This is a genomic window from Solirubrobacter pauli (genome assembly GCF_003633755.1).
In the GTDB taxonomy this organism is placed as follows: domain Bacteria; phylum Actinomycetota; class Thermoleophilia; order Solirubrobacterales; family Solirubrobacteraceae; genus Solirubrobacter; species Solirubrobacter pauli.
On the sequence record NZ_RBIL01000001.1, the window covers coordinates 4,048,935 to 4,067,854 of the forward strand.

Consider the following 18,920-nt stretch of genomic DNA (forward strand, 5'->3'; position numbering starts at 1 on the left):
CATTCCGATTTGTGCGTAGGCTCTCGCCGCTCTGCCTGTCCAGCAGCCCGATCCGGCGATTCTCTTTTCGCGCCAGCGACGCTGGATTCGTGTTGCCGCGTCCTGTGCGCTCGGCAGCATGGTGCTGCTCTATGTCACGCCGATCGCCCAGGCCGCCCCGGGTGACCAGGCCGACCCGCCGCTTCCCGGCGTCGTCAGCCCGCAGCTGACGTTCCCTCAGTACGAGGCGCCTAAACCGAATCCTTCCGACGAGCAGAAGAAGTCGTCGAAGGACGAGCCGAAGGTCGCCGAGGCCGAGGCGCCGCAGACGCCGGCCGAGCCGGCCCCGCAGCGCACCGAGCCGGCGCCCGCCGCTCAGCAGGCGGCGCCCGCGCAGGAGCAGACCCAGGCGCCGGCGTCCGCCGAGCAGCCGGTCGTCGACAAGGACACCTACGCCGTCGAGCCGCCCGCGAAGGCCGACTCGGATGAGGACGAAGCGCCGCTGACGGACGTCGACGAGACGAGCCCGATGCCGACCATGTCCAGCGACACGGTCACCAGCGGCCACCGCCAGTCCGCGCCGGACCCGCTCGCCGAGGCCACCCCGCAGCCCGCCGTCTCGCTCAGCGAGACCCAGCAGCTCCTGGAGCAGGCCGCGACCGCGCCGGCCCCGACGCCCGCCCCGGTCACCCCCGTCGCGGCCGCCGCCCAGGCGCCGGCCGTGCCATCGGATGCGGCGGCGAGGGACGAGGCGTCCTCGCCCGCGGCAGCCGCTCCTTCGGGCCCCGCCGCGAGCAAGGCGGCGTCGTCGGCCGCCGCAGCGGAGACCACGGCGCTCGTGGCTGCCGCCGCGGCCGCCGCGAGTGAGCCGGCCCCGTCCGCCGCCGCGCCTGCGCCCGCCGTCGCGGCGCCCGCCGCCGAGGTCGCTCCGGCCGAGGCCGCGCCTGCCGCGGCGCCTGCGCCGGCCGCCCCCGCGCCCGCTGAAGCCGCGCCCGCCGCCGCCTCCACTGAGGCTGCGCCCGCCGCCGGCTCCGCTGAGGCAGCGCCCGCCGCCCCCGCGCCTGCACCGGCCGCGGCTGCTCCCGCCCCCGCCGCGCAGGGGATCGGCGAGGCCGCCCAGGCGTCGAACCCGGCACCTGCGAAGACCATCTCCGCTCCCGCGCCCGCCGCGGTGATCGCCGCTCCGGCGCCCGCGCCGTACATCGCCGCGCCGGCTCCGGCGCCGGTCGTCTACCTGCCGCCGCCCGTCGTGGTCATCCCGCCGGTCGCGCCCGAGTTGCTGGCCGTCGGCGCGGACACGCTGTCGACCGCCGCAGACCTGCCGGCGCCGGACTTCACGACGGACGCCGCGCCCGCGCCGATCGCGCCGATCACGGTGGACGGCCTCGAGACGCCGACCGCGGTCAGCGCCGACCTCGTCGCGCCCGACCAGCCGGTCATCACGCCCGCGCCACCGGCCGCCCCCGAGGGCGACGTCGCGCTGCCGCTGGTCGCGCCCACGGGCGGCCAGCAGATCGCGAGCAAGCTCAGCTCCGCGGCGGGCACGCCCGAGCCGCCCGCGACGATCGCGTCCGGCGAGCCGTCGCCGTTCGACGCGCAGCTCGCGTCGAAGCCGATCCAGGCCAACGCCGCGCGCGGGCCTCCGACGGTGGACGACTTCAACCAGCTCCTCGCCGGCCTCGGCCAGGTCATCCAGACGCTCGGCGTGCTCAAGGAGTACGCGGGCCTGGCGACGGACCTGCCGCTCATCGGCGAGAGCGTCGGCACGTTCACGAACTTCGTCGACGGCCTGCAGGCCACGTACACGCTCATCCAGCAGTACATCGCGTCACACCCCGCGCCGCGGCTGGACGAGATCGCGGCGCTGCTGCTCGGCCGGATCGACAACCCGGCGGTCACGCCCGTCACGGACCCGACTCAGATCGCGCTGCAGATCACGCACCGCGGCTCGCGCAGCACGGAGCTGCCGCTGAGCCTCGGCACGAACGACCTCGGCCTGTCGCTGACCGGCAACGCCACGGTCACCGGCACGATCGCGCTCGACTACACGATCGGCATCCGGCTCGAGGACGGCGTCCCCGCGGCCGACCGCTTCTTCCTGAAGATCACGAAGCTCGAGCTCGGCGGGACCGTCAGCGTCAACAACCTCAGCGCGACCGCGAAGCTCGGCCCGCTCGACGCGACCGTCGCGAGCGGGAGCATCCAGCTCTCCGCCCTCGCGAAGCTCACGCTCACCGACGACACGCTCACGGTCGCGGAGCTGCAGGCGGCCCTCGCCAACCCGACCGCGCTGTTCGGCGCGCCGGCCCTGACGAGCAGCCTCACCTCCAAGCTGCCGCTCGACATGCAGCTCAACGGCGTCCGCCTCCTCGGCGGCGCGCTCAAGCTGGACTCGACCGACCTGTTCGGCGGCGACCTCGACATCAGCTTCGACAACCTCGCGTACGTGCGCAAGGCGCTCAACGCGGACGTCGACGGCGACGGCACCGCCGAGACCGGCACGATCACCGCCTTCGCGATCACGCTCCCGAGCGACCTGATCAGCTTCGACGGCTTCACCCTGCGCAGCGGCACCGCCCGCGTCGCGATGATCGAGGCCGGCGCGCGCCGCTGGTACGCGGGCGAGCTGGAGAACCTGAGCGGCAGCTTCACCGTCGGCACGCTCGCGAGCGCGCAGCTGTCCGGTGTGGCCGTCGGCATCAACACCGGCCCGACCGCTGCCGACTGGGCCGCGCTCGCGATCGAGGTCGGCGGCCAGGTCGTCGACCCCGGCACCGGCGCGCTGAAGCTGAGCGGCACGCTCGACCAGCTCGACCTCGCGGGCCTCGTCAGCGGCTCGGCGTCGTTCGCCGCCGCGGTCGAGGGCGACCTCACGACGTTCTCGCTGACCGCCACGAACGTCAGCCTCGGCGGCGCGCTCACGCTCACGTCCGGCACGATCGCCTTCGCGCACCGCAACGGCCAGGTCGCCGCGGTCGCGAGCAACCTGTCCGGCGAGCTCGCGCTCCCGGGCGCCGTGACCGCCACGCTCAGCGGCGGCGCGCTCAAGCTCAACACGGGCGGCGACTTCACCGGCACCGCGGCCGACCCCGGCACGACGTCCGCGATCAAGCAGGTGAGCGGCACGCTCACGACCTTCAAGATCGCCGACTTCGCCGAGGCCGCCGGTTCGTTCACGCTCACGGTCACGGCCGACGCGACCGACCTGGCCCTCACGCTCACGCAGTTCCGGATCGGCGCCGCCACCGGCCCGAACCTGACCGCGTCCGGCACGCTCGCGCTCGTCAAGCGCGGCGCCGACCTGCAGGTCACCGGCACGCTGGCGTCCGCCGCGCTCAACGGCGTGAGCGGCTTCGCGGTCACGCTCAGCGACGCGAGCCTCGAGATCGACACGGCGGCCAACCTGCGCCGCGCGAAGGGCACGCTCACCGCGACCCTCAGCGAGGGCACGCTCAGCGGCTCGTTCTTCTACGAGCGCCAGGGCACGCGCACGCTCGTCGCGCTCTCGGGCGTGTCGGTGAAGGCGGGCGCGACCGAGCAGCTCAAGGAGGGCGAGGGCGTCCTCGTCCTGTTCGGCACCGGCATCGCCGGCTACTTCACCGGCAAGGCCGCGATCGCCATCCCGGGCGTCACGCTCGACGCCCGCGCGCTCTTCCGGGTGAACACGACCAACGCCGCCGTCGACGAGACGGTCGAGGTCGGCGGCCGCCAGCTGACCGTGTCCTTCGGTGCCGGTGAGGGCAAGACGTACTCGCTGTCGGTCTCGGACCTGGAGCTCAACATCGCCGGCGTCGTCGTCCTCAAGGGCGCGGGCACGCTGAAGACCGGCACGTTGACCGGGACGAGCATCGCGGTCGAGACGTTCGCCGGCACCGGCCTCACGCTGTTCTTCGGCGAGGGTCCGCTGACGCTCGCCAACGGCGAGACGAACCCGCTCGCGCGCGGCCTGCTGATCACCAACGCCACGGTCGGCCTGATCAAGGGGGCCGACGGCGAATGGGCGCTGGACGCCAAGGGCCTCGTGGCACTGGTCGGCATCGGCGGCGGGCAGGGCGTCGGCCTGTCCGGCCAGGTCCACGTCCGCGTGAACAGCTTCAACCGCGCGATCGACGAGACGCTGCGGGTCGAGGGCACGAGCAACGACGTGATCGTCAAGTTCTCCGAGACCGAGAAGCTCAACGGCACCGCGCCCTACGCGAGCCTGACCGCGACCGGCGCGCGCGTCGACGTGCTCGGCGCCTCGCTCACGGGCGACTTCACCTTCGCGAAGGACGGCAACGGCCTGCAGATCTCCGCGAGCAACGTCGAGACGAGCTTCGGCGGCGCGGACAAGTCCACGAGCGCGCGCGGACCCCCGGCGCCGGTCAGCTTCAGCAACGGCACCGGCTCGATCGGCATCGGCGCCAACGGCCTCACGGCCGACCTCGGCGGCACGCTCGCCCTCAACCTCCCGGGCGTCTCCACCACCGCCACCTTCCGCCTCGAGGTCGACCCGACCTCCGTCGCGATCAGCGCCACGGACGTCACGCTCGACATCCTCGGCAACACGCTAACGGGCGACTTCTCGTTCGAGCACAGCGCCGGGGTCACGCATCTCACCGTCGCCGACGCGACCCTCGCGCTCGCGGGCGCGATCACCCTGAAGGCGATCAACGGCGAGCTCACCATCGACGCGTCCGGCGTCACGGGCCGCCTCGCCGCCACCGTCGACACGATCGCCATCGACGCGCTGACGCTCACGAGCGTCGAGCTGAACGTCGCGCCGGGCTTCCTCAAGGTCGAGGCCAAGGGCGCGGGCTTCACCGTCGCCGGCCAGTCGCTGACCGCCGACCTCGCGATCACGCGCACGCTCGACGAGGTCCAGATCGCGGCGACGAACGTCTCGCTCGTGCTCGGCACGGTCGCGAGCCTCACCCGCGGCGCGGGCACCCTCACGGTCGCCGCCGGCAAGGTCGCGGGCTCGCTGAACGGCACGTTCGCCCTCACGGTCCCGGGCGTCACGCTCACCGGCGCGGTCCGCGCCGAGCTGGACACGGCGACCGGCTTCGTCCGCCTCGCGGTCACGGGCGGCACGCTCGAGGTCGCCGGCCAGAAGCTCAGCGGCGACATCACGTTCACCAAGGACGGCGCGGACATCGAGCTCGACGTGACCAACGCGTCGCTCAGCCTCGGTGGCGGCCTGGTCACCGTCGCCAATGGCGCGGCGAACCTGAAGATCGGCACCGCGGTCACGGGCGCGTTCAGCGGCACGGTCACGACCACGCTTCCGGGCGTGAGCTTCGGCGGCCAGCTGACGGCGACGTTCGCCCCCGGCGCGGTCACCGTCGCCGGCACGGGGACGACGCTCACGATCGCCGGCACGACGCTCACCGCGGACTTCGCGATCGAGTCGACCGCCGATCAGGTCAAGGTCACGATCACCAACGACGCGACGCTGCCGTCGCTGCTCAAGCTCGGCACGTTCGTCGACATCGAGGACGCGAGTGGCACGCTCGTCTTCGGCAAGAGCGGCGTCGCGGGGCGCCTCGCGGTCGCCAAGTTCACCTTCGCGCTCCCGGGCATCCAGCTCACGGCGAGCACGGTCTCGATCGCCGTCAACACCTCGACGGCCGCCCTGCTCGACCTCCCCGCCGGCCCGACCGTCACGGTCAAGGCGATCGGCGCGCAGCTCACGCTCGGCGGCAACACGCTCGCCGGTGACTTCCTGTTCGACCAGGGCAACGGCCAGACGCGGATCGCCGCGGCCAACGTCAGCGCCGTGGTCGCGGGCGTCACGCTCGCCGACGGCGAGGGCGCGTTCCTCGTCACGAACGCCGGCATCGCCGGCCAGGCGAGCGGCACGCTGAGCGCCGCCGTCGGCCCGGTCAGCGCGGGCGGCCGCGCGCTCCTGCGCGTGAACACCACCGGCATGGCGCTCGACGAGGTCCTGACGCTCGGCAACCGCGCGATCGCGATCAAGTTCGGCGAGCAGGAGAAGAACGCGTTCGCGATCTCGGTCTCCGGCCTGAGCCTGAACATCGGCGACTTCGTGACGATCGAGGGCGACGTCGCCATCTCGGGCGGCGTGTTCGCCGGCGACGGCCTGACGATCTTCCTCGGCCGCGGCCCGGCCAAGATGGCCAACGGCGAGACGAACCCGCTGGCCGTCGGCGTCCTGATGACCGGCGCGCGCGTCGGCCTGATCAAGGTCGGCACGACGTACGCGGTCTACGCGACCGGCACCGTCTCGCTGATCGGCCTGAACGGCGTGACGCTCACCGGCACGGTCACGTTGCTCTACAACGACACCGGCGCGGCGGTCGACCAGACGATCGAGATCCCGGGCTCCACGCAGCCGGGCGTGCGCGTGAACGTGGCCGCCGGCGCGAAGTCGCTGAAGGTCACCGGCGGCACGCTGGCGATCCTCGGCCAGTCGATCGGCGGCGACTTCGAGTTCGCCTCGCAGGCCAACGGCGACGTGACGATCACGGCCGCCAACGTCGCCGTGAGCGTCGGCCCGGTCAGCCTCACGGAGGCCGGCGGCACGCTGTCCGCGGGCGCCTCGGGCGTCGCCGGCCGCTTCACCGGCAAGCTGGCCTTCGCGGCCGCAGGCTTCGAGTTCGACGCCGGCATCGGCCTCGCCGTCAACACCTCGACCGCGGCGCGCGACGGCCTGCCGGCCGGCCCGTACATCCGCTTCGAGGGCACCGGCGTCAAGCTGAAGCTCGCCGGCCAGGAGCTGACCGGCGACTTCTCCTTCGAGCGCGCCACGCTCGCGGACGGCACCGCGGTCACGGCGATCGCCGCGCGCAACGTCAGCTTCTCGGTCGGCGGCGCCGGCGCGGGTGCGTCGCTGACCAGCGGCGCGGGCGCGCTGCTGATCACCAGCGCCGGCCTCGCGGGCACGCTGCAGGGCACGATCGCGCTCTCGCTCCCCGGGGACGCGTCCTTCACCGGCACGTTCGCGCTGGCGATCAACACCGGTCACGCCGCCGTCAACGAGACGCTGACGGTCGCGAGGGAGAACGTCGCGCTGAACCTGGTCGGCGGCCCGTACGTGCGGATCGCGGGCACGCAGGTCAAGCTCACGCTGCTCGGCCAGGAGCTGTCCGGCGACTTCGCCTTCGAGTCGATCACCACCTACGGCGCCGACGGCGTGCCCGGCGGCACGGGCTCAGGCGCCGACGGCAAGGTCCTGCGGCTCGCGCTCGCGAACGTGAACCTGTCGCTCGGCGGCGGCGTGCTGACCGTCACCAACGCGTCCGGCACGCTGATCGTCAAGCCCGCCGGCCTCGCGGGTGACTTCGGCGGCACGATCGCCCTCAACGTCCCGAACGTCACGCTCGCCGGCACGCTGCGAATCCAGGTCAACACGACCCTCGCGCCGGTCGACGAGACGATCGAGGTCGGCGGCGCGCCGGTCGCGCTGACGCTGCCGACCGGCACGTTCTTCCGCGTCGCCGGCACCGGCGTGAAGCTCACGATCCTCGGCCAGGAGCTCGGCGGCGACTTCAGCGTGACGAGCTCCGGCGGCGTCACGACGATCACGGCCGAGAAGGTCGTCGCGCGCTTCGGCGGCTCGGTCCTGACGGTCACGCAGGTGGGGACGGCGACGCTGGAGATCACCGCCGCCGGCATCAAGGGCTCGCTCGCCGCGACGCTCGCGCTCAACGTCCCGAACGTCAGCCTCACCGGCACCGTCGCGCTCACGATCGATCCCGCGTACCTGCGCGTCGAGGTCTCCGGCGCGAAGCTGACCGTGGTCGGGCAGGAGCTGAGCGCGGCCCGCGTCGTCGTCGAGCGGGCCGGCACGGACCTCAAGCTCACCGTCACGGACGGCGTGATCAACCTCGCGGGCGGCACGGTCAAGGTCGAGGCGATCAACGGCAACCTCGCGATCGCCACCGGCCGCGTCGCCGGCACGCTGAGCGCGAGCCTCGCCGTCACCGCCGGCGACGTCCAGCTCGGCGGCCGCTTCGCGCTGAAGATCGACACCGCCGCGCCGTACCTGAAGGTCGATGCGGTCGGCGTCACCGTCCGCGTCGCGGGTCAGCGCCTGACCGCCGACGTCTCCGTCGAGCAGCTGACGACGGCGAAGGGCCCGGCGGTCAAGCTCGCGCTGGCGAACGTCAACCTCGCGCTCGGCGACGGCAAGCAGGACCTGCTGACGCTGACCAACGGCAGCGGCAACTGGCTGATCCTGAGCACGGGCGTCGCGGGCCGCGTCCAGGGCACGGTGGCGCTGCAGAACGTGCCCGGCGTCACGCTCCAGGGCACGCTCGGCCTGGAGCTGAACACGACGAACGCCAACGTCGACGAGACGTTCACGCTCAACGGCTTCGAGACCCGCCTGCAGATCGCCGCCACGCGGACGTTCGCGGTCAGCGGCACCGGCGTGACGATCGCGCTCGCGGGCGTCTCGATCGTCGGCGACTTCGTGTTCTCGAAGGACGCCGACGCGACCAAGCTCGAGATCACGAACGCCGAGATCGCGCTCAGCGCGGGCGGCACGCGCCTGGTCGCGGTCACGATCACGTCCGGCGCGCTGACGATCAAGACCGCCGCGGGCGGCAAGGGCGGCGTCACCGGGTCCTTCGACGCCAAGCTCGTCGTCGACATCCCGAACGTCGCCTTCACCGGCGACTTCAAGGTCGACTTCGACACCACGACCACGACGCCGACGTTCAAGGTCGAGACCACCGGCGCGCAGCTGAAGATCGCCGGCCAGACGCTCGGCGCGGCCAAGATCGTGATCGAGAAGAACGCCGCGGGCGTGCTCGTCAGCGTCACCGACGCGACGCTGCAGCTCGGGACGTTCGTGAACATCACGGCCGCCAACCACCTCAGCGGCACGCTGCAGATCACGCCCGCGGGCGTCGCCGCGTCGCTGAAGCTCCAGAACGTCGTCGCCGGCACGTTCGCGCTGCCCGCCGGCCTGACGATCACGGCGACCGAGATCTTCCTGCAGATCAACACCGCGACGACCGCCAACGCCGCGACCGGCCTGCCGGCCGGCCCGTTCGTGCGGGTGAACGTGACGGACGCGACGCTTGCGATCGGCTCGGCGATCTCGGTCAGCGGCAGCGTCCTGTTCGACCAGTCCTCGCGCAGCGGGTTCGCCGGCGGCGTCTCGCTCGTCACCGCCTCCGCCGCGCCGATCCTGGCGAGCGGCGACGTGGACGGCGACGGCGACCTCGACCTCGTCAACGGCACGAGCGGCGTCGACCTGCTGTACCTCAACACCGGCTCCGGCGGCTACACCGCCGCGCCCGCCGCGCGCATGCCGGCGTTCAGCGAGACCGCCCGCGCGATCGCGCTCGCCGACGTCAACAACGACAACCGCCTCGACCTGATCGTGGTCAACGCCGGCACCTCGCGCGTGCACCTGAACCTCGGCGGCACCGGCGCGGCCTGGCTCGGCTTCGACACGACGGCCAAGGCGACGTTCACGACGCCCAACGCGACGTCGCTCGCCGTCGGCGACGTCAACGGCGACGGCAACGCCGACCTCGTGCTCGGCGCGTCCGCCGGCACCACGCAGGTCGTCTACGGCGCGGGCGACGGCACCTTCGGCTCCGGCACGAACCTGCTGACCGCCGACGTCCGCGGGGTGGCGCTCGGCGACCTCGACGGCGACCGTGCCCTGGACATCGTCGTGACCGTGACCGGCGAGGCCCCGCGCATCTTCGTCAACGACGGCAACGACACGCCCACCTTCACCGCCGGCCCGGCGCTCGCCGTCACCGGCGCGACCTCGGTCCTGCTGGTCGACGCCGACGGCGACCGCAAGCTCGACCTCGTGCTCGGTGGCACGGCCGGCGTCACGCTCTTCACCAACACCCGCACCGACGCGGCGCTCACGTTCGCCGCCGGCGTCGCGCTCACCGCGACCGCCGCCACCGGGCTGGCCACCGCCGACGTCGACGGCGACGGCTTCGCGGACCTGCTGGCGAGCACCGCCACGGGCACGCTCCTGCTCGTCAACAAGGGGACGGCCGGCGGCTTCAAGGACGCGGCGGCGATCGACGCCACGGCCGGCACCGGTGTGCTCGCCATCAACGTCGACACCGACCGCGACGTCGACGTGCTCGTCGCGACGGCCGCGGGCGTCCGGCTCGTCGCCAACACGCCGGTGAAGACGACGCGGCTCGCGTTCGCCAAGGTCAGCGTCAACCTCGGCTCCGACAACGGCGGCGTGAAGATTAAGAACGGCAACGGCGCGTTCCTGCTCACGCCCGACGGCATCGCCGGCCAGTTCTCCGGCGAGGCCGAGGTCGCCGCCGGTGGCTTCGAGCTCGGCGCCAGCGCGGCCGTGCGGATGAACACGACGACGAAGACGGTCGACGAGGCGATCGAGGTCGGCGGGATCGTCATCGCGATCAAGTTCGGTCCGGGGGAGATCGCGACCACCAAGCCGTTCGTCGCCTTCTCGGTCGCCGCCTCGGCGCGCTTCGGCGACTTCCTCGAGCTCTTCGGCACGATCACCGACGACGGCACGGGCCTCTCGACCGGGACCGACGTCAACGTCTTCATCGGCCAGGGCCCCGGCCTGGTCGACGGCGCGCTGAACCCGAACGCTCGCGGCCTGTACCTGCAGGGCGCGGTGTTCGTGGTCAAGAAGATCGGCACCACGTTCGCCGTCTACGCCAAGGGCAACCTGCAGCTCGTCGGCATCCCGGGCGTGACCCTCTCCGCGCAGTCGGTCGAGGTGCTCTACAACACGACGGGCGCCGACCAGACGTTCGCGGTTCCCGGCAACGGCACCAAGACCGTGCTGGCCGGCCAGACGCTCGTCGTGAAGGGCACGCTCGACGTCGCCTTCTCCGGCATGACGCTGCACGGCGACTTCTCGTTCGCGAACGCGACGGCGGCCGGCGCGACCAAGGGCGACATGACGATCGGCATCGCCAACGGCTCGCTGTCGCTGGGCGACGGCGGGGTGGTGAAGGTCGAGGGCCTCAACGGCACGCTCAACAGCACCGCGGCCGGCATCGCCGCGAAGATCGACGGCACGCTCGTGCTCAACATCCCGGGCGTCAGCGCGCCGGCGAGCGCCGCGGTCAAGGTCGCGGTCAACACCACGGGCGCGACGACGCTGGACATCGCGCCGCGCTCGGTGCTCGTCGAGGCCACGCTGGCGCTGACGCTGTTCGGCCAGTCGCTGAGCGGCACGTTCCTGTTCGAGCAGTACACCGCGCCCGCCGCCGCCGGCGCGACGCCCGCGAAGCTCGTCCGGATCACCGCGACCGGCGTCGAGCTCACGCTCGGAACGGCCACCGCCGGCGTGAAGGTCACGCAGGGCACGGCGCTGTTCGTCGTCCGCCCGGCCGGCATGGCGGGCCGCGTGAGCGGCACCGTCCAGGTGATCGTCCCCGGTGACGCCGTCAAGTTCAGCGGCACGTTCGGCGTCGCCATCAACACCACCGGCGCCGCCGTCAGCGAGCAGGTCACGGCCGGCGGCCAGACGGTGTCGCTGGCGCTGCCCGCGGGGCCGTACCTGCGCGTGTCGGGCGACAACGTCGAGCTCGCCTTCGCCGGCCAGCGGATCACGGCGTCGTTCGCGTTCGAGTCGGCCAAGGTCGGCGCCACGAACGTCGTCCGCGTGCTGGTGACCAACGTCAACGCCGCGTTCGGCGACGGCACCACGAGCTTCGTCACGCTCAGCGGCGGCGCGGGCGTCTTCGTCATCAACGCCGCCGGGCTCGCCGGCGACATCGGCGGCACGGTCGCGGTCAACATCCCGGGCGTCTCACTCAGCGGCGCGCTCCGGCTCGTGATCAACACCACCGGCGCGGCGGTCACGTCGACGCTGCAGTTCGGCGCCACGCCCGCCACGCGCACCGCGGTCGCGCTCGGCGACGTCAACGGCGACGGCCGCCAGGACCTGATCACCGGCACGAACGCCACCGGCCTGGTCCTGCACCTCAACGACGGCACCGGTGACGCGTTCGACGGCATCGGCGGCGTGGCGTTCGGCCGGCTGACCGACAACGTCACCTCGGTCACGCTCGGCGACGTCGACGACGACGGTGACCTGGACCTGATCACCGGCACCGCCGGCGATCAGAGCTACCTCTACTTCAACGACGGCCGCGGCGTCTTCAGCGCCGGCCTCGCGCTCTCCGCCGGCGGCCGCGCGGTCGCGCTCGGCAACCTCGACGCCGACGAAGGGCTCGAGCTCGTGATCGGCAACGGCGACGGCGCCCGCCGGTTCGACGTCGCCGCCGACGGCACGCTGACCGAGGCGCCCACTGCGCTCGACGCCGGCCGCGTGGACGCGATCGGCCTCGGCGACGTCGACGGCGACGGCCGCCTCGACGTGATCGTCGCCGGCACGGGGCGCGCGACGACCGCCTACCGGAACCTGGCCGGCGGCTTCAGCGCGGTCGAGGTCGCCACGTCGACCGGCGCGACCGTGCTGACCGTCGCCGACGTGGACGGCGACGGCCGCGCCGACGTCGTCGCCGGCACCACGCTCTTCAAGGGCACGGTCACCGGCAGCGCGCTGACCTTCAGCGCCGCCGCCCCGATCGCGGCGCTGACCACCGGCCTGACCGGCGTCGGGTTCGCCGACCTGGACGGCGACGGCCGCCAGGACGCCGTGGTCGCGAGCGGCGCGACGGGCGCGCTGGTGCACCGGGGGACGGGCGCGCTGGCGTTCGGCGCCGGCACGACGCTCGGCACCGTCACCTTCAACGTCGCGGCCGGGAACTTCATCCGCATCACGGGCACGGGCGTCACGCTCGACATCGCCGGCCAGAAGCTCACGGCCACGCTGGACTTCGAGCGCAACACGCTCGCCGACGGCACGCAGCTGATCCGCCTGCAGGTGTCCGACGCGCAGCTGTCGCTGCTGGACGGCGCGCTCGTGCTGAACATCTCCGGCGCGCTGCAGATCGGCGCCGGCGGCCTCGCGGGCGAGCTGACGATCGCGGCGCCGAGCGGCCTCAACCTCGGTCCGATCACGCTCACCGGCACCTTCAAGCTCGCGATCAACACCTCCACCGCGGCGGTCGTGCTCGCGAACGGCACGCGCCTGCCGGCCGGCCGCTTCGTCCGCGTCGAGGCCGACGTCACCTTCACCATCGCCGGCACGGACGTCGAGCTGAGCGGCAAGGTCGCGATCGAGCAGACCACGTCCGCGACCGGCGTCAAGCGGCTCACGCTCGGCTTCACCGGCCTGACGGTCAAGTTCGGCGCCGACCCGATCCTCAGCGGCGGCGAGGGTGTGCTGCTCGTCCTGCCCGAGGGCATCGCCGGCACGCTCGGCGGCACGCTGGACCTGTCCGCGCTGACCGGCGGTGCGGTGACCATCCGCGGAACGCTGCAGCTGTCGATCAACCAGACGCAGCGGGCGCTGAACGAGACCTTCGACGTCGCCGGCACGACGCTGGCGCTCAACCTGCCGAAGGGCCCGTTCGTGCGGATCGCGGGCACGAACCTCGAGCTGTCCGCGGCCGGGCAGACGCTCTCCGGCGACTTCGGCTTCGAGCGCGCCGGCACGACGACCAAGCTGACCGCGGCGAACGTCCGCATCAGCCTCGGCGGCGTCCTCGAGGTCACCGACGGCACGGGTGAGTTCACGCTCTCCCCAGCGGGCATCAAGGGCAAGCTCAGCACGTCGATCACGCTCAACGTCCCGGGCGTCACGCTCGGCGGCGGCTTCAAGCTCGACATCGACACCACCACCGCGGTCAAGACGCTCAAGGTCGGTGGCGAGAACCTGACGCTGTCGGTCGCGGGCCAGTCGCTCTCGGGCACGTTCTTCTTCGAGCAGACGACCGCCGGCACGGTCAAGACGCTCAAGCTCTCGTTCAAGAGCGTCGTGCTCCAGCTCGGCGACCCGAGCAGCGTGCAGCTGACCGTGACCCAGCAGGGCGAGGCGCAGTTCGTCGTCGCGCCGACCGGCCTGACCGGCGAGTTCGCCGCGCGCGTCTCGCTCACCGGCCTGCCCGCCGACGTGATCACGCTGCCGGACCTCGACTTCGCCGTCAAGCTGACGCCGACGAGCCTGCGCGTGGAGGTCGGCACGGCCGCCAACGCGCCGATCGTGATCGCCGGCCAGCAGCTCGGCGGCACGTTCGCCTTCGAGCGCGTCACCGGCGCCGGCGCCGACAAGACGATCGGCACGTCCGACGACGTCCAGGTCATCCGCATCGCCGCGTCCAACGTCACGCTGTTCCTGGGCGCCGGCGACGTCGGCATCTCGATCACGAACGGCAACGGCCGCTTCCTGCTGACCCAGGCGGGCGTCGCGGGCGAGTTCAGCGCGACCGCGTCCATCAAGCTCGGCGAGGGCATCCAGGCCGGCCCGGTCGGCGTCGGCTTCGCGCTCAACAACACGGCCGCCGCGGTCAACGAGACGTTCATCATCGGCGGCCAGACGCAGCGCCTGCAACTCCCCGCCGGTCCGTACATCCGCGCCTCGCTGACCGGCCTGACGATCGAGATCGCCGGCCAGAAGCTCAGCGCCGACTTCAGCTTCGAGAAGCAGGGCACGACGACGACCGTCACGCTGGCCAACGTCAGCCTCCGGATCGGCAGCGGCGACCGTGACTTCGTGCTCGTCTCCGAGGGCTCGGGCACCTTCACGCTGGCCGCCGGCGGCATGGTCGGCGAGATCGCCGCCAAGGTCGCGCTCGACGTGCCCGGCGTCACCTTCTCCGGCGCGTTCAAGGTGAGCATCGACACGCGCGTCGCGACCAAGAAGCTCTCGGTCGAAGGCATCGGCGTCGAGCTGTCGGTGGCCGGCCAGACGCTCAAGGGCAGCTTCACGTTCGTCAAGAACGCGACGACGGTCTCGATCACGCTGACAGACGTCTCGCTCGAGCTCGGCAACGGCACGCAGACGCTGGTCACGGTGACGGTCGCCAGCGGCTCGATCACGATCTTCAACGACGGCATCGTCGCCGCCATCAACAACGCCAAGCTCACGCTCGCGGGCTCGCTGAGCACCGACTTCAAGTTCGACGGCGACGTGTCGCTGGCGATCAGCACGCGCCCGTCCAACCGCTACCTGAAGGTCACCGCCGGTGACGCGACGCCGCTGAGCTTCGAGGCGTTCGGCCAGTCGCTGACGGGCCGCTTCTCGTTCGAGCAGACCACGACCGCCAAGGGCACGAAGGTCGTCAAGATCGAGTTCCGCGACGTGTCGATCTTCATCGGCGACGCCGGCTCGGGCAACGGCGTGTCCGTCACCGGCGGCACCGGTCAGCTGCTGATCCTGCCGCAGGGCATCGCGGGCAAGATCGGCGGCACGGCGACACTCACCCTGCCCGGCTTCTCGCTCACGACGACGGCGACCATCGAGATCAACCGCCTGCCGCTCGCGGTCAACGAGACCGTCGGCACGACGCCGCTCGTCCTCCCGGCCGGCCCGTTCCTGCGCGTCGCGCTCTACGACACCGCGCTGAAGATCGGCGGCGTCGAGGTCCGCGCCGACTTCTTCTTCGAGACGTCCACGCGCAAGAGCACCGGGCTGAAGGTCACGAAGATCGCCGTCGCCAACCTGAACTTCACCGGCAGCGGCAACGTCATCAACAACGCCGCCGGCGCGCTGATCATGTACCAGGGCGGCGGCATCGCGGGCACGGTCATGGGCAAGGTCGGCGCGACGGGCGCGAGCGCCTCGATCGGCCTGTCGATCAACACCACCGGCGCGCCCGTCAAAGAGACGATCAACGTCAACGGCACCGAGATCACGATCAACGCGTCCGGCAACTTCGAGTTCCTGATCCAGGACCTCGACATCGACCTGGGCGGGCTGCTCGAGATCCGCGGCGACTTCCGCCTCTCCGGCGACGAGTTCTTCGGCACCGGCCTCGAGATCTTCGTCGGCCGCGGCCCGTCGAGCGATCCGAGCGCGATCGGCATCCTGATCACGAACGCGACGATCTCCTACCGCCGTCTGCCGGGCACCGGCATGTACGCGCTGTGGGCGACCGGCACCGTCGCGCTGCTCGGCCTGCCGGGCCTGCAGGTGTCCGGCACGGCGACGTTCCTGATCAACACCACGGCCTCGGCGGTCACGGGGCTGCGCACGGCGACGACGCCGATCACGCTCGCCGCCAACACGTTCTCGCTGCAGCTCGTCGGCCTCAAGCTCGCGGTCGCCAACACGCTGGAGATCTCGGGCACGGCGTTCATCACCCGCCGCCCGACCGGCGACCTGGACTTCACGATCGCCAGCGTGAGCATCAAGATCATCGTCTCCGGCGACGCGCTGTTCACGGTCACCGGCGGCGCGACCTTCGTGCTCGGCGCCGCCACCGGCCTCAAGCTCACGAGCTTCTCGGTCTCGGGCTTCAAGGTGGGCGAGCAGAGCGACGGCAACACGACGCCGGCACCGGCCGCGCCGCCCCTGCCGCCGACCGCCCAGGTGCTGCGCACGGCCGACGTGATCCCGAGCGGCTCGGTCACGAACTTCATCGACGTCGTCTTCAACGACCGCAGCGGCAGCGGCCTGCGCACCGAGTCGATCCTCGACGCGGGCCAGGAGTTCGAGATCCTCGTCAACGGCGTCGTCGCGCCGGTGACGATCAACGGCACGCCGACCCTGCAGCCGGGCACCGCCAGCACGTACCGCTACACCTTCACCGGCAACCTCGGCACCGGCCTCGTCACGGTCCGCTTCCTCGCGGGCAGCTTCTCGGACAAGTCGGGCACGCCCGGCACGAACGTCAACCTGAACGCGACCGAGCAGTTCGTGCTGAGCGGCGCCGGCGGCGTCTCGCGCCCGATCGCCGAGCTCGCGAGCCCGGCCAACGGCGAGCAGCTGACCGCGCTGGACTTCAACGCCCGCCGCTCGATCGACATCACGTACCGCAGCCTCGACGGCAAGGCGCTCGTGCTGTCGACGCTCACCAGCGTCCCGTTCAAGCTCACCGGCACCGGCCTCGCCGACGTCCAGCTCGACGCGCTCGGCCGTCCGGTGATCGCGGGCTACCAGGTGATCGGCGGCGTCCAGGCGAACGCGACCACGATCACGGTCCGCTACTACCTCAAGGACAAGGACACCAAGAACCTCACGAACCTGTTCCAGGCCGGAACGGTCAACGTGGAGTTCTTCAGCGGCCCGACCGACGGCTTCGCGGTCCAGGACGGCGCGACCCGGATCACCAACGAGGTCGGCCTGCGCTCGACGTTCACGCTGTCGGCGAGCGCCCCGGGCGCGCGCCCCGCGACGACGAACATCACGCTCGGCCCGCTCGTGCTGCAGAACCCGACGATCGGCATCGCCGACATCGGCTTCAGCCCCGACGGCCTGCTCATCCTCACGGTCGCGATCGGCGTCGAGCGCGCGACGATGGCGTTCGGCGGCGCCGGCACGGCGGGCGCGCCGAGCCAGTCGAGCACGGGCGTGAGCGTCGAGCTGATCGGCATCCTCGGCACGTTCGACCTCGGCGTCGACGCGTTCGGCCTGCTCAGCGGCAACGTCCGCTTCGACGTCCCCGGCAAGTTCAGCTTCCGCGTCGCCCAGTTCGAGGCGATCGTGCCCGACGTGGTCACGATCACCGGCTCCGGGCTGGACGTGACCTACGACCCGAAGGCGGCCAAGGGCCAGCAGATCCTGTCGCTGCAGGAAGCCGTGATCAGCTTCCCGCGCTTCGGCGTGACCGGCTCGATCCGGCCGTCGAACGGCAAGCCCGGCCTGGTCGTGCGCGACACCGGCTTCTCGCTCGGGGAGGCCGAGCTCAAGTACGGCGGCCAGCCGGTGAACCCGAACGCGCCTCCCCCGACGGACCCGAACGCGCTCGTCGCGACGCGCCCGGTCGGTCTCGACGGCATCCTCGAGTTCGTCGACCTGCGGATCGGCATCAAGGACTTCAGCATCGACTTCTCCAAGGGCGCGCAGCCGTTCAGCGGCACGATCTTCTTCGCCTCCGGCGGCGCGAAGTTCTTCCCCGGCAAGCCGATCAACGCGACGATCAGCGACCGCCTGACGAGCGACGACCGCAACCCGAACGGGACGATGAACGACGAGGCGCTGCGCCTGGAGCTGACCTTCACGGCCGGCAAGGTCGACGCCTTCAAGGTCAAGATCGACACGCTCGAGATCAACATCTCCACGTTCGTGACGCTGACCGCGCGCGACTTCATGCTCAACACGGGCGCGGAGGCCGACCAGGAGCTGGTGAGCTTCGGCGCGGTCGGCGCCAAGGTCAAGATCGGGTCGCTCGAGCTGGGCGGCGAAGGCCGCAACTTCGCCTTCATGGGCGACGGGTCGTTCAAGACCAAGACCGGCTTCGGCGTCTACCTGAGCATCGGCGGCGCGACCGGCGAAGGCTTCCAGTGGCCGTCGTTCCTGCCGATCAAGATCGAGTCGATCGGCATCCGCTGGATCGGCGACATCGAGACCGACCCGGGCAACTTCGAGCTGATCCTGTCCGCATCGATCACCGCGATCAAGGGCGTCTCCGGCCTCCAGTTCACCGGCTCGGTCGAGGGCATCCGGATCAACCCGTCGCTGCTCGCGCAGGGCAAGATGCCGATCACGCGGATCGACTCGCTCGGCGTGACCGTCAAGGGCTCGATGTTCGGCGGCGAGATCGACGCCGGCATCGTCGGCGGCATCCTGCGCCTGGACAGCGCCTTCAACATCATCGGGACGTTCGACGAGACGACGCCGGTCGCGCAGCGCGTCTTCTACCTCGGCCTCCAGGGCGGCTTCTCGATGGCCGGCATGGCGGGCTTCACGATCCGCGTCGGCCTGTCCGAGCTCGGCCCGCTGTCGGCGTTCATCAACGTCGAGGTCCCGGGCGGCATCCTGCTCGAGCCGACGACCGGCCTGACGATCAACGACTTCTCCGGCGGCGTCGAGTTCTTCAAGACGCTGCCGTCGATCGACGACCCGTTCGCGCTGCGCAACAGCGCCTTCCAGCTGCCCACCGCGCAGTCCGCGGACGAGTGGATGGCCGGGCTGCAGAAGCAGGTCGCGGCGCAGGCCAAGGCGATCTCGCAGA

General features: G+C 71.8%; 1 protein-coding gene (only partly in view). It reads left to right on the forward strand.

The genetic code is table 11. The annotated features are described in order from the left end of the window. Window positions 1–118 precede the first annotated feature (118 nt). A protein-coding gene (locus tag C8N24_RS18980) for an FG-GAP-like repeat-containing protein (protein ID WP_121252537.1) crosses the window boundary here: on the forward strand, window positions 119–18,920 show its 5' portion. The gene runs 13,043 nt beyond the window's last position; 18,802 of the gene's 31,845 nt are visible here — the first part of the coding sequence; it begins with the start codon at window positions 119–121; the stop codon falls past the right edge of the window.